The organism is Chitinibacter sp. S2-10, assembly GCF_046530675.1.
Taxonomy (GTDB): domain Bacteria; phylum Pseudomonadota; class Gammaproteobacteria; order Burkholderiales; family Chitinibacteraceae; genus Chitinibacter.
Map to the genome: position 1 here is coordinate 3,125,118 of NZ_CP172558.1, position 13,949 is coordinate 3,139,066.

The following is a 13,949-nucleotide window of genomic DNA, read 5'->3' on the forward strand; positions in this document are numbered from 1 at the left end:
TAGAGCACTTAGTTTGTGCATGCTCTTGGAAAACGTAGCGAGAGACACGAGAACAAGGCAAAAAATGACGAAAAACCGGAATGTACACAGAGTACATGAGGATTTTGAGCCATTTTTAAACGTAGTTATCGTGCCTCGCAGTAGTTTTCCACCGTCAGATGACAGCTTGAGGATAGGAGCCGAGTACCTTGACGAAGGCAGCCACCTGTTGCAATTCTGCCAAAGCCGCCTGCATATTTTGGTCGTCGATATACGCCTCGACGTCGGCAAAGAAAACATATTCCCACAAGCCTGTCCGGCTTGGGCGCGACTCGAATTTACTCATCGACACGCCATGCCGCGCCAGCGGTTCAGCAACCGAATGCAGGGCGCCAGCGCGATTGGGCGCAGAAATGACCAGCGAGGTTTTATCCTTGCCCGAACGCGCCGAAGATTGCTGTCCAAGCACCAGAAAGCGCGTGGTGTTATTGGGCTCGTCTTCGATATTTTGCGCGAGTTTATTAAGTACGTATTTTTCGGCCGCTGCATCACCAGCAATTGCCGCACAGCTTGGATCAAGGCTGGCCATCCGCGCAGCCTCGGCATTACTCGACACCGAAATGCGTTCAACGTGCGCTGGCAGGTTTTGATTGAGCCATTCATGACATTGCGCCAGCGCTTGCGCGTGAGCATAAACGCGCTCAATACCGGCGATGCTGTCAGTGGCACGCAGCAAATGATGATGAATCCGCAACACCACTTCGCCGCAGATTTTCAGCGAACTGCCGACCATCAAGTCCAAAGTGCGCCCTACTGCGCCTTCGGTTGAGTTTTCTACCGGCGCAACAGCATAATCCGCGCTGCCCGCTTCAACGACACGAAACACTTCATCAATCGATGCGCAAGGCAAGGTGTTGGCTGCATGACCAAAATGCTTGATCGCCGCAGCTTGCGTAAACGTACCTTCCGGCCCGAGATACGCGATGGTCAATGGTTTTTCGAGCGCCAGACACGCCGACATGATTTCACGGAACAAACGCGCGACTGCTTCACCCGACAGCGGGCCTTGGTTGATCTCTTTAATCCGCATCAGCACTTGCGCTTCGCGCTCGGGTCGATACACCACGCCACTGCCTTTAATCACGCCAATCTGGTGCGCGTGCCGGGCCCGCTCGTTGATCAGTTGCAGAATTTGCGCATCAAGCGCATCAATCGCGTCACGGTGCTGTTTCAATAATTGTTCGTCAGACATCCGCTTTTACTCAACTCAATGTTTACCCGGATCAAATTTTGCTGCATCCAGAATCGACCACAAATGGATAATCCAGCCCATGAAAATCCACCACAAAGCACCAGCCAGCACAAACATCAGCGCGGCTTTGAGCAAGCGACCTTGCAGCAGTTGCCCCAAGCCCGGAATAAAGAAACTGCACAGTGCAGCAATCACATTGCCGCCAGAACCTTGTCCAGCCATGGTCGATCCCTTATTTTAATTAGCCGTGTTGTTGCGCAAACTCAGCCATATACGCCGCCAAGGCCTGGCAACCCGCCAACGGCATCGCGTTATAAATCGATGCGCGCATCCCGCCCACTGAGCGGTGGCCTTTCAGTTGCAATAAATGACGCTCTTCGGCACCCGCGAGGAATTTGGCATCCAATTGGCTGTCGGCCAAAGTGAATGGAATATTCATCCGTGAGCGATCCGCCAAGGCGGTTGGGCAATGGTAGAAACCTTTCGATGCATCAATCGCCGCGTAGAGCACATTAGCTTTCTCGATATTTTTCGCTTCCATCGCCGCCAAACCACCTTGCGCCAGCACATGCTTGTAAACCAGCCCCGCGACATAAATCCCAAACGATGGCGGCGTGTTGTACATCGAGCCGTTATCAGCAAAGGTTTTGTAGTTCAACATCGTGGGTGTCTCGCTGCGCGCCTTACCCAGCAAGTCCTCGCGCACGATACTCACTGCCACACCTGATGGCCCCATGTTTTTCTGCGCGCCGGCATAAATCATGCCGAACTGGCTAACATCGACTGGGCGCGACAAAATATTCGACGACATATCGCAAATCAGCGGCACGCCGTTCGATTTGGGGGTGAAGTTAAATTCAACGCCACCAATCGTTTCATTGCTGCAATAGTGCAAAAATGCGGCGTCTTTACTGCGTTGCCAAGTTGCTTCGTCCGGTACATAGCTAAAATTTTTGTCTTCACTGCTCGCCGCGATATTGACCTTGGCGTAACGGTTAACTTCTTTGATCGCCACTTTTGACCAATGACCGGTATTGACGAAATCGACGGTGCTATCGGCGCTGGCAAAGTTAAACGGCAACATCGCAAATTGCAGATGCGCCCCGCCTTGCAGGAACAACACTTTGTAATTGGCAGGAATGGCCAGCAAAGTGCGCAAATCAGCTTCTGCCTCGGCCAGAATCTGGCCAAACTCTGGGCCGCGATGGCTCATTTCCATCACGCTCATGCCCGAGCCATGCCAATCGAGCAATTCAGCCTGCACTTGGCGTAATACTTCGGGCGGCAAAACGGCGGGGCCAGAGGAGAAATTAAATACTTGGGTCATTTGCCTATCTCTACACATTCATTACGACACGATGGCCATCAGCCTTCGTGAATTAACACGATCAATCCTAGCTGCAGCCCTGAACGCAATACGCACACCATACACACCGCAGGTATAGGGCCAAAACTATCGTGGAAAGAGTATTGCAGGGCAATACCCCGCAAAACTCACATTAACAGCATGGGTTTATTCGCTGGTGCTTTCGCCAGAAGCTTCAGCCTGACCTTCGATTTGGCCTTCAACATCTTCAGCGTCGTCTTCCGGTTCGCAGACTTTTTCCAGACCCGACAATTGCTCGCCATCATCCAGATTAATCAGGCGCACGCCTTGTGCCGAGCGTCCTGTTTCGCGAATTTGCGCGACCTTGGTGCGAATCAGCACACCACCAGTGGTAATCAGCATCACGTCGTCGCTTTCTTCAACCAGGCTCGCCGCAACCAGTTTCAAGCCAGTCTTGTCGGTCAAGTCCATCGCGATCACACCTTGTGTGCCGCGACCTGAGAGGCGGAAATCGCCCACTGGCGTGCGTTTGCCGTAGCCGCCATTGCTGGCAGTCAGCACCATCTGGGTATCCGAGTTAGCGACGAGCAGCGAGATCACCTTCTGATCTTCACCGAGCTTCATACCACGTACGCCTTTCGAGTTACGGCCCATTGGGCGCACTTTACTTTGGCTAAAGCGTACCGATTTACCCGCATCGGAGAACAGCATGACTTGATCATCATCGATGCCAACCGCATCGCCAGTATCTTCCGCGCTCTCATCATCGATGATGACATCTTCATCGGCAGCGTCATCTTCAATCACTGCACCACCCGCGCCGCGAGTTAATGCCACACCAACCAGATAATTACCTTCATCCAAATTGATCGCGATAATGCCGCGCTTCATCGGGCGAGAGAAATCGGTCAATGGGGTTTTCTTCACCGTACCATCGGCGGTCGCCATAAAGACGTATTTGTCTTCGCTAAAGTCCTTGATCGGCAAGATCGCATTGATCTTCTCGCCCTCTTCCAGCGGCAAGAGATTAATAATCGGCTTGCCACGGCTAGTACGACCGCCTTGCGGCAACTCGTAGACTTTGAGCCAGTACACGCGACCACGCGAGCTAAAGCACAGGATGTAATCGTGCGTATTGGCGATAAACAGACTATCGATAAAGTCATCGTCTTTCGTCGCCGCAGCTTGTTTACCGCGCCCGCCGCGTTTTTGCGCGCGATATTCTTCCACCGGCGTGGTTTTCATATAGCCGCCATGCGTCAGCGTCACGACCATATCTTGCGGTGTAATCAGATCTTCCAGACAAATATCTTCGCCATGCGCAACGATTTCAGAGCGACGCACATCACCGTAGTTGGCTTTTACTTCGCTCAATTCATTGTGAATAATTTCGGTCACACGCTCGGCACGCGCCAGGATATCGAGCAAGTCGAGGATTTTATCCATGACTTCTTTGTATTCGCCGACGATCTTGTCTTGCTCCAGACCCGTGAGGCGCTGCAAACGCATTTGCAAGATTTCTTGCGCTTGCACATCAGACAAGCGATAGCCAGTACCCGTCAGGCCAAACTCTTCACCAAGGCCATCCGGGCGCGACGCATTGATATCGGTGCGCGACAGCATGTCTTCGACCAGCTCAGAGCGCCATTCGCGACTCATCAGCGCAACTTTGGCTTCTGGCGGCGTAGCGGCCGCTTTAATTAGCGCGATCATCTCGTCGACGTTCGACAAGGCAACTGCCAAGCCTTCCAATACATGACCGCGCTCGCGCGCTTTGCGCAATTCGAACACGGTACGACGTGTCACGACTTCGCGGCGGTGCTTGAGGAAGCATTCAAGGACTTGTTTCAGATTCAGCAAGCGCGGCTGGCCATCGACCAGCGCGACCATATTGATACCGAAACTGTCCTGCAATTGGGTATGTTTAAACAGATTGTTCAGCACAACGTCGGTCATTTCACCGCGTTTGAGCTCAATCACCACGCGCATGCCGGATTTATCCGATTCGTCGCGTAAATCGGAAATACCTTCGAGTGTTTTTTCACGCACCAGCTCGGCAATACGCTCAAGCAGGCGTGCTTTATTGACCTGATATGGCAATTCATCGACGATAATCGCCTGACGATCACCATTTTTACCACACTCTTCAATATGGGTACGCGAGCGCATCACGACGCGACCGCGGCCGGTGCGATAGCCTTCACGCACGCCATGCACACCGTAAATAATACCGGCAGTTGGAAAATCAGGCGCAGGCATAATGTCGATCAACTCGTCAATCGTCATTTCCGGATTAGCAAGCAGCGCCAAAGCGGCATCAATCACTTCAGTAATATTATGCGGCGGAATATTGGTCGCCATCCCGACTGCAATACCTGACGAGCCATTAATTAATAGATTCGGAATCCGCGTTGGCAGAACGGTTGGCTCGAGCTCTTTCTCGTCGTAGTTCGGCGTGAAATCAACAGTTTCTTTGTCAATGTCGGCGAGTAACTCGCTAGATACTTTTTCCAAGCGACACTCGGTATATCGGTAGGCCGCAGCGCGGTCGCCGTCGATCGAACCGAAGTTGCCCTGCCCGTCGATCAGTGTGTAGCGCAAGGAAAAGTCCTGCGCCATCCGCACCAAAGCTTCGTACGCCGCAGAATCGCCATGAGGGTGGTATTTACCCAACACATCACCGATCACGCGAGCACACTTCACATACGGGCGATTCCAAACATTACTGCTTTCGTGCATCGCAAACAGAATACGACGATGCACGGGTTTTAAACCGTCTCGCACATCAGGTAGCGCACGACCCACAATCACGCTCATTGCGTAATCGAGGTAGGAATGCCGCATTTCCTCTTCAAGGCTAACGGGAATGGTTTCTTTGGCAAAACTGAATTGTTCGGACATGCGTTTGGCGTTTTCTTTAAGTTTGTATCAGACTGTCGAGTCGCGTCGGCCCCAGGAGCCAAGCGCTATCGCATACAATCCAAAAATGGATGGACGAAATACCACTTAGAGCAGCTCGCGATTCTAACACAGCCCCCCCGCCCAACCAATGCCAGCACATCACGTAAGCAAAAGTGAATTTAATTTACAGAAATTAAGTTGCCGTTCTTGCACGATTCCCCTTAAAATGTTCCTGACATGCCCCATACCCAATTGTTCAAGGCTATTTACGGCAATAAGGCTGATTCTTCAGATTGAATATTCAAACTTTTGCTGCTAGATTCCAGATTAAGCAATCTATATTGCCAATGCAGGCAGTGGATTCGGGTAGAACAAGTTTTATAAATTGAAGCTTTAATTAACGGAGAACCATTTGTATGATCAAGCAATCTATTACTTCTCTCGCGCTTGTTGCGGCTTTTGCTTCTGTTGGCGCATCTGCTGCAACTGATGCTTACGTGACCAACGGCACTAATGTTTCTGCCGAAAACCCTGAAGGTGTTGTTAAAAATGGCCTTGGTGAATGCTGGCAAACTGGCTCTTGGACGGCAGAAAAAGCCAAGACAATCAAAGGTTGCCCAGGTTATGTAGCACCAGTAGTTGCCGCTCCTGCACCAGCTCCTGTAGTTGCTGCAGCTCCAGTAGCCACGAAAAAACAATTTACATTGAAATCTGACGCACTGTTCGACTTCAATAAAGCAACTCTGAAACCAGCTGGCAAAGACGCTCTGGACGCTCTGGTTGTTGAAGTTAAAAAACTGGATCCAAAAGAAGGCTCTGCTCTGATCGTTGGTTACACTGACCGTATTGGTTCAGAAAAATACAATCAGGCACTGTCTGAGCGTCGCGCGAACACTGTTCGTGAATACCTGATTGCTCAAGGCGCACCTGCTGACTTGCTGAAAGCTGAAGGTCGTGGCGAAGCCAATCCAGTGACTGGCGACACTTGCAACAACATCAAAGACTCTAAGAAAACTCGCGCTCAATTGGTTGAGTGCCTGGCACCTGATCGTCGCGTTGAAGTTGAAGTAACTGGTGTTACCGTAGAAATGAAATAACATTGGCAGACAAAAAAAAGCCCCGCTAGCGGGGCTTTTTTTATTACATGTTTTTAAAAAGGTTGAGCTGCGATGCAACATAAAAAAATTTGTCACATCCTTTCATTGCTGACTGTATGGCTGTTATTACTTACATCACCAGCGGCACATGCCGACTCAATCGCAGACCTGCAGAAATACCTCAAGGAAACCAAGACCTTAAGCGCCAGTTTCAATCAAACAGTCAAAAAAAAATCAGGTAAACCCGAGCAGTCGAGCGGACAATTTCAGCTATTACGTCCCGGTAAATTCAAGTGGATTTATGTCCACCCTTACAATCAGGACATTATCAGCAATGGCCAACAGATCTGGCTTTACGATCACGATCTAGCCCAAGTCACAATCAAAGCCGCCAACAACGCATTAGAGAGCAGTCCGGCTGCCATTTTAAGTGGTGAAAACAACCTCAATCAGCGTTTTGAGCTGCAATCCCTACCTGAAAAAAATGGCATAAAGTGGGTTGCTCTGACCCCAAAGTCCAAGGACACCAGCTTTTCACAAATCAGAATCGGTTTAATCAACGGCGCTTTAGATCGGATGGAACTGGACGATCATTTCAACCAAACCACAATCATCAATCTGAGTAAAATTCAGCGCAACCAGGCCATTGCACCACAAACCTTCAATTTCACGCCACCTGCCGGGGTCGATATCATTCGTGAATGATTTATTTGAAACAACCAAGCATGAGCCACTCGCCGAACGTCTGCGCCCCAAGCGCGCTAAAGATGTTGTCGGGCAGCAACATTTACTCGGCTCGGGAAAACCACTGGCACTCGCACTGGCCAGCGGACAAGCTCATTCGATGATTTTATGGGGACCGCCCGGTGTTGGAAAAACGACACTGGCTCGATTGCTGGCACGGGAATTTACGGCCGAACTGATCGCCCTATCTGCCGTATTTTCCGGCGTCAAAGACATCCGTTCGGCGATGGAGCTGGCTGAACAATATCAAGCACTAGGCAAACGAACGATTTTGTTTGTCGATGAAGTCCACCGTTTCAACAAAGCCCAGCAAGATGCTTTTCTACCTTATGTTGAATCTGGGCTGGTGACCTTTATTGGTGCAACTACTGAAAACCCGTCGTTTGAAGTTAATTCGGCACTACTGTCTCGCGCACAAGTTTATGTTTTGCACGCCTTGAATGACAAGGATCTGAACGAGCTTGTTAACCGCGCTTTAGCCACAATGGATAGCGCGATCGAAATTAGTAGCGATGCTAGGCAAGCACTGTGCAATATGGCCGACGGTGATGGCCGACGCCTACTCAATCTGGTCGAGCAATTACAGCAAGCGGCACACGTTTCGCAAATCTCGCACATCAACGCCGAGTTTCTAGCCAATACCTTGAGCAATAATGCCCGGCGTTTTGATAAAGGCGGCGACCAGTTTTATGACCAAATTTCTGCTCTTCACAAATCCGTACGCGGCTCGAATCCGGATGCTGCTCTGTACTGGCTGATGCGAATGCTTGACGGTGGCATCGATGCCAACTATCTCTCACGTCGGCTAGTGAGAATGGCCTGGGAAGACATTGGTCTGGCGGATCCGCGCGCACTACAAATTGCGAATGATGCCGCAACGACTTTCGAGCGGCTCGGCTCTCCGGAAGGCGAACTCGCTCTTGCACAAGCAGCGATTTATCTGGCTATCGCACCAAAGTCCAACGCAGGTTATATGGCCTACAAAGCAGCAAAAGCACTGGTAAGTGGCGATAAATCACGTGAAGTGCCGATCCATCTGCGCAATGCACCGACCAAGCTAATGAGCCAGCTCGGCCACGGCAGCGAATATCGTTATGCACATGACGAACCCGAAGGCTACGCAGCGGGAGAAAATTACTTTCCCGCAGGCTTGGAAGGCACACAGTTTTATCAGCCCGTACCACGCGGACTGGAGAGCAAAATTGCGGAAAAATTACGCCATTTGAAAATGCTTGATGAGTTATGGCACAAAAAAAATGGCTAGATACACCCACATGTATCTTCATGCAAAGCAAGCTCAAACTAAGCCACAGAGCTATACCCATACTCTTGTATAAATCCTCCTTCATAACAGCAAGGCACTACGAATGTAGCAGTGCCTTGGTGTAAAATCGCCCTATCCTACTTTATTTCTACAGACCCATTCTCAATGCTTGATATTCAATTACTCCGTACCGATCTGGCTGCCGTTGCCAGCCGTCTGGCCAGCCGCAAATTCGACCTCGACACCGCCGCATTCCAGGCCATGGAAGACGAGCGCAAGGTGTTGCAAACCCGCATGCAAGACCTGCAAGCCAAGCGCAATAGCACGTCCAAGCAGATCGGCGCGGCCAAAGCCAAAGGCGAAGACGTCAGCGCGATCATGGCTGAAGTAGCCAATCTGGGTGATGAGCTCAAAGCGGCCGAAACCGCTTTTGCCGAGCTGGCCGATAAACTTAACGCCCTGCTGCAAACCATTCCCAATCTGCCTGCCGATGAAGTACCTACCGGCAGCGATGAAAGCGGCAATCTGGAGGTGGCGCGCTGGGGCACGCCGAAAACCTTTGATTTTGAGATCAAGGATCACGTCGATCTGGGCGAGCCACTGGGTCTGGATTTCACCACCGGCACCAAACTGTCTGGCAGCCGCTTTACCGCCCTGCGCGGCCCGATTGCCCGCCTGCATCGTGCGCTGGCGCAATTTATGCTCAACACCCACACGCTGGAGCATGGCTACGAAGAAGTGTATGTACCATATCTGGTCAATAGCGCGTCGATGATGGGCACGGGCCAGCTGCCCAAATTTGAAGAAGACCTGTTCAAAGTGCCGCGCGCGGATGCCGAGCCTTTGTATCTGATTCCGACTGCTGAAGTGCCGGTAACCAACTTTGTGCGCGATGAAATCGTCAAAGCCGATTCATTGCCGCAAAAATATGTGGCGCATACGCCGTGTTTTCGTTCTGAAGCGGGCTCGTATGGTCGTGATGTGCGCGGCATGATCCGCCAGCATCAGTTTGATAAAGTCGAGCTGGTGCAGATTGTTCATCCGGAAAAATCAGCCGAGGCGCTGGAAGAGCTGGTTGGCCACGCCGAGAAAATCCTGCAATTGCTCGAATTACCTTACCGCAAAATGCTGCTCTGCACTGGCGACATGGGCTTTGGCAGCACCAAAACCTACGATCTGGAAGTCTGGCTGCCAGCGCAAAACACTTACCGCGAAATTTCCAGCTGCTCAAGCATGGGTGCGTTCCAGGCGCGTCGCATGCAGGCGCGCTTTAAGAATGAAGCCGGCAAAAACGAGCTGGTACACACGCTCAACGGCTCAGGTCTGGCAGTTGGCCGCACCTTGGTTGCGGTGCTGGAGAACTATCAAAACGCCGACGGCAGCATTACAGTGCCTGCGGTGCTACGCCCTTATCTTGGCGGCCAAGAGACTTTAAGCGTTTAAAGTTTTGTTGTGCCCACCCTGCAAAGCGCACCAATCGGTGCGCTTTTTTTGCGCCAAAAGTAAGACTGGTTTAGGCTGTGCTTAACCCATTCGGAAAAACGCCGATGACCAACACGACTTTGTGGCTGATTGCGGGCGCAACCTTAATCGCCCTTGAACTATTTACCACCACCTTCTACCTACTGGCGATTGCGGCTGGTTTTTTCGCCGCAGCCGCCGCCAGCGCCCTCACCTTGGGCAGTGCAGCTCAACTGCTGATTGCCAGTATCGTCAGCCTGATTGCTGGTCTTGCGATCAAAAAATGGAAGAAAGGCCGTGCGTCCACCAAAGCCATGCCCAGTGACGACATCGGCAAAATTGTGCAAATCGAATCTTGGCTCGATGAGCGCCGAGCACGCATTCATTACCGCGGCAGTCACTGGGATGCCGTACTCGCGCCAGACTGCAAGGCCAGCGATACAGGGACGTGGTATATCTCTGCAAGCCACGGAACACAATTTGAAATCAGCAATACCCCACCTAAAATCTAAAGGAAGGCATCATGGGCTTAGAGTTTTCAGTGATTGTTCTCGCCGTTGTGATTATTTTTATCGCCAAAACATTCAAAATTGTCCCGCAGCAAACTGCGCTGATTATTGAACGTTTAGGGCGATTTCATGCAGTGTTAGCGCCCGGCCTAAACTTTGTCATTCCCTTTGTCGACCGCGTCGCCTACAAGCACAGCCTGAAAGAAATCCCACTCGATGTTCCGAGTCAAGTGTGTATCACGCGCGATAATACGCAATTGCAAGTCGACGGCATTCTGTATTTTCAGGTACTTGATCCCCGTCTGGCTTCGTATGGCACATCAGACTATGTACTGGCCATTAGCCAGCTGGCGCAGACCACTTTGCGCTCGGTGATCGGTAAATTGGAACTCGATAAAACATTCGAAGAGCGCGATGAAATCAACCGCACAGTCGTCGCTGCGCTCGACGAAGCGGCCACCAGCTGGGGCGTAAAAGTATTGCGCTACGAAATCAAAGACTTAACCCCACCCCAAGCGATCTTGCACTCGATGCAGCAACAGATCACTGCCGAGCGCGAAAAACGCGCCCGCATTGCCCAATCGGAAGGCGTTAAGCAAGAGCAGATCAACTTGGCAACCGGTCAGCGCGAAGCCGCCATTCAGAAGTCCCAGGGGGACATGCAGGCCGCGATTAACCAATCCGAGGGTGAGCGCCAAGCTCAGATCAACCGTGCCACCGGTGAAGCTGAAGCGCTACGCCTGGTAGCCCACGCGACCGCAGAGGCCGTTCAGGTTGTTGCAGCAGCAATTGAACAACCAGGTGGGCTACAAGCCATTAATCTCAAAGTTGCTGAACAATATGTTGGTGCATTTGGCAATATCGCCAAACAAGGCAACACGATGCTACTACCTGGCAATGCCGCCGATGTAGCCAGCATGGTTGCCACCGCATTGAATGTGGTTCAGTCAGCAAAAAAATAAAAAAACGCCTAAGCTAAGAGCAGTTCTTTCGGGAGAGCCTTTATGTCAGAAAAAAAATATCGTCTTGTGACTCGCAGCGATTTTGATGGTTTGGTATGCGCCGTACTGCTCAATGAACTGGAAATGATCGACGACATTCTGTTTGTCCACCCTAAAGACATGCAGGATGGCAAGATCGAGATTACCGGCCGGGATATCACAACGAATCTTCCTTACGTTCCTGGAGCCTACCTCGCATTTGACCATCACTTATCCGAAACCATCCGTAATACCGGGGACAAAAGTAATCACATTATCGATCCCGGTGCCCCATCTGCCGCCCGTGTCGTGTATGACTATTATGGTGGCAAAGAGCGTTTCCCCACGATTTCCGACGAAATGATGCATGCAGTAGACAAAGCCGACTCTGCTGAATTTACCCGCGAAGAAATCCTGAATCCAACAGGCTGGGTATTACTCAATTACCTGATGGATGCCCGAACCGGGCTGGGACGTTTCCGCAGTTTTACGATTTCGAACTATCAGCTGATGATGGATCTAATCAAATACTGCAAGGATCATACGATTGAAGAAATTTTGCGCCTACCGGATGTAGTCGAGCGTATCGAGCTATACAAAGAGCATGAGGTGCTCGCCAAAGAACAAATCAAGCGCTGCAGCCGCATTTACGACAATCTGGTCGTCCTTGACCTGCGCGATGAAGACACCATCTATGCAACCAACCGCTTCATGATTTACGCCATGTATCCGCAATGCAACATTTCCATTCACGTCATGTGGGGAGTGCAGCAACGCAATACGGTATTTGCAACAGGCAAATCCATTATCAACAGATCATCACAAACCAATATCGGCGCATTAATGCTCGAATATGGTGGTGGCGGCCATGAAAATGCAGGAACTTGCCAAGTCGACAACAATGCTGTCGATACCACCTTGCGCGAATTGATGCTCAAAATCACCGCTGATGGTTGACCTACAGACATGAAATAATAAAAAAAGCCGACGCAGGTCGGCTTTTTTTATTTGCAATTGATATTCTTCAATCAGGGGTAAACAGCTCCCTGCACAGCGACTTTCCCCACCCGTCCTGCTAGTGGCTGCAGCTCTACATGATGATAAGGCAATGACTTTAAATCAAGCGATTGCTTGAGCTGCCCCAATGAAACCAGCTGATAACCCTGTTCCTGCCAAGCCGCAAACAATTGCCCCAACTGCTCAAGGTACTGGGTATCGAAGTCGGCCGCCAAATTAAACACATGGATCGCATTTTCTTGTTCTGCCGTTTTATTCAGCAACACTTCGATAGATCTCTCTACACCAAGCTCTGGAAGCAACTCCTCCAGCATCGGCAATGTCACGGGAATCTGGACACAACGCGTATATTCACCTTCAGCAACCGGCCAGAATGGCGAGTGCCCTCGGCAATCGCTGGCAAAACTCAGATCATGGAGCTGGTGAAAACGCAAAGCAGCGCGATTAATTTGCCAGCCATGAGCCGCATGGGCAACAGGTTTGCATCCGGTCGCAGCTTCAAACAGGCTGATTGCCCGAGCATACAGATCCTTAGTTTGTTGCGAATCCAATCGGGTAATCTCACCCTGCCAGAGATAGCGGGCAGCCGGACGGGTTGCATGCTCAAAGATTTCGTCATTTAACCCAGAAATTGCCTTGCTGGCCAGCTTCAGTAATTTCTTTGCTGGCGTGAAACTACCTAACATTAAGCCTGGCAAGCCGTAACGCTGCTTTAAGGGGATCAGGCTCTGACCGGGCATTTTATGCAAACCGGCAGCTGGACGCAGAAATCGGCCATTTCTTTCTTCACCCAAAGACCAGAAAAAAGTTGCACCCAGTTCGCGAGAACGCAAGAGTTCGAGCAATTTGGGCAGGCCATTTTCAATAGCTAGGCTGGTATCTACATCAATTTTGAGAGCAATAAACTTCATGAATCCACTTAAACGAATTTGTGCTGCGCGATGAGCGCAAAGCCGATAGTTTAACTGGATTAGCTATGAACCTGAATAATCTCTAGACCCAACTCGTACAAAGTTTGCATTTCAAGCTGATGGCAACGTCTTACCTGCACTCGCGCTGAAAACGGCTCTGCAGCCAGACCTTGGGTTCGGGCAGGCATGACATAAATATCAAACTCTTCATCCGGCCGCGGTACATAATTGGTTTGTACCGTCATTCCGGTCACACTCAGATCAATGCAATCACCATAAAATGGCATCCCCAAATCCAAAGGTCGGATTTTGACTTTACACTTTACCAATACGCGCAAAGCGCCACGCTGATCACGCGCTCTTAGACCCTGGCTCATAGGCAAACTCATGCGACATGAACGAAAATTTTAACGGGTAAATCGGCACGGGCAAAGTACCGACTATCAATGCATCTGGTTAGTTATAGGTTTCAGGGGTATATTTAAGCAAGAACAAGCACTTGCAACA

The 13,949-nt window shown here is 50.7% G+C and carries 13 protein-coding genes; 7 read left to right on the forward strand and 6 right to left on the reverse strand.

The features are described 5' to 3' along the window. Positions 1-154: 154 nt before the first annotated feature. From pheA to gyrA, 4 genes are all read right to left on the reverse strand, one after another. Positions 155-1,231 carry a prephenate dehydratase gene (gene pheA, locus ACG2XO_RS14635; protein WP_410498732.1) on the reverse strand — a complete coding sequence of 359 codons (1,077 nt, stop codon included), beginning with the start codon at positions 1,229-1,231 and terminating at the stop codon, positions 155-157. 15 nt (positions 1,232-1,246) lie between these two features. Next, positions 1,247-1,453, reverse strand: coding sequence for a hypothetical protein (locus ACG2XO_RS14640; RefSeq protein WP_410498733.1), 207 nt, complete (start codon positions 1,451-1,453; stop codon positions 1,247-1,249). Between the two features lie 19 nt (positions 1,454-1,472). Beyond that, positions 1,473-2,558 (reverse strand): 3-phosphoserine/phosphohydroxythreonine transaminase, encoded by a 1,086-nt coding sequence (gene serC / locus ACG2XO_RS14645; RefSeq protein WP_410498734.1) that lies wholly within the window; start codon positions 2,556-2,558, stop codon positions 1,473-1,475. Between the two features lie 186 nt (positions 2,559-2,744). Beyond that, positions 2,745-5,459 carry a DNA gyrase subunit A gene (gene gyrA, locus ACG2XO_RS14650; protein ID WP_410498735.1) on the reverse strand — a complete coding sequence of 905 codons (2,715 nt, stop codon included), beginning with the start codon at positions 5,457-5,459 and terminating at the stop codon, positions 2,745-2,747. A gap of 416 nt (positions 5,460-5,875) precedes the next feature. Here gyrA and ACG2XO_RS14655 point away from each other — a divergent pair, with 416 nt between their 5' ends. From ACG2XO_RS14655 to ACG2XO_RS14685, 7 genes are all read left to right on the forward strand, one after another. Beyond that, positions 5,876-6,556, forward strand: a complete 681-nt coding sequence (locus ACG2XO_RS14655; protein ID WP_410498736.1) for an OmpA family protein — start codon at positions 5,876-5,878, stop codon at positions 6,554-6,556. A gap of 72 nt (positions 6,557-6,628) precedes the next feature. Beyond that, positions 6,629-7,261, forward strand: a complete 633-nt coding sequence (lolA, locus tag ACG2XO_RS14660) for an outer membrane lipoprotein chaperone LolA (protein ID WP_410498737.1) — start codon at positions 6,629-6,631, stop codon at positions 7,259-7,261. After that, positions 7,254-8,564 (forward strand): replication-associated recombination protein A, encoded by a 1,311-nt coding sequence (locus tag ACG2XO_RS14665; protein ID WP_410498738.1) that lies wholly within the window; start codon positions 7,254-7,256, stop codon positions 8,562-8,564. The genes lolA and ACG2XO_RS14665 overlap by 8 nt, the downstream gene beginning before the upstream one ends. 165 nt (positions 8,565-8,729) lie before the next feature. After that, positions 8,730-10,007: a serine--tRNA ligase gene (serS, locus tag ACG2XO_RS14670; protein ID WP_410498739.1), complete on the forward strand. Its 1,278-nt coding sequence runs from the start codon at positions 8,730-8,732 to the stop codon at positions 10,005-10,007. Positions 10,008-10,111: 104 nt separating this feature from the next. Next, entirely contained in the window at positions 10,112-10,537 is a 426-nt protein-coding gene (locus ACG2XO_RS14675) for an NfeD family protein (protein ID WP_410498740.1), read from the forward strand. 11 nt (positions 10,538-10,548) lie between these two features. Continuing rightward, positions 10,549-11,496, forward strand: a complete 948-nt coding sequence (locus ACG2XO_RS14680; RefSeq protein ID WP_410498741.1) for an SPFH domain-containing protein — start codon at positions 10,549-10,551, stop codon at positions 11,494-11,496. Positions 11,497-11,538: 42 nt separating this feature from the next. Then, the gene (locus ACG2XO_RS14685; protein ID WP_410498742.1) at positions 11,539-12,471 is read left to right on the forward strand and encodes an exopolyphosphatase; all 933 of its coding nucleotides are present in this window, start codon (positions 11,539-11,541) and stop codon (positions 12,469-12,471) included. A gap of 71 nt (positions 12,472-12,542) precedes the next feature. Here ACG2XO_RS14685 and ACG2XO_RS14690 read toward each other — a convergent pair whose 3' ends face one another. Both ACG2XO_RS14690 and ACG2XO_RS14695 read right to left on the reverse strand, forming a co-directional pair. After that, positions 12,543-13,280 carry a hypothetical protein gene (locus ACG2XO_RS14690; protein WP_410498743.1) on the reverse strand — a complete coding sequence of 246 codons (738 nt, stop codon included), beginning with the start codon at positions 13,278-13,280 and terminating at the stop codon, positions 12,543-12,545. 221 nt (positions 13,281-13,501) lie between these two features. Next, the gene (locus ACG2XO_RS14695; RefSeq protein WP_410498744.1) at positions 13,502-13,819 is read right to left on the reverse strand and encodes a PilZ domain-containing protein; all 318 of its coding nucleotides are present in this window, start codon (positions 13,817-13,819) and stop codon (positions 13,502-13,504) included. Positions 13,820-13,949 lie beyond the last annotated feature (130 nt).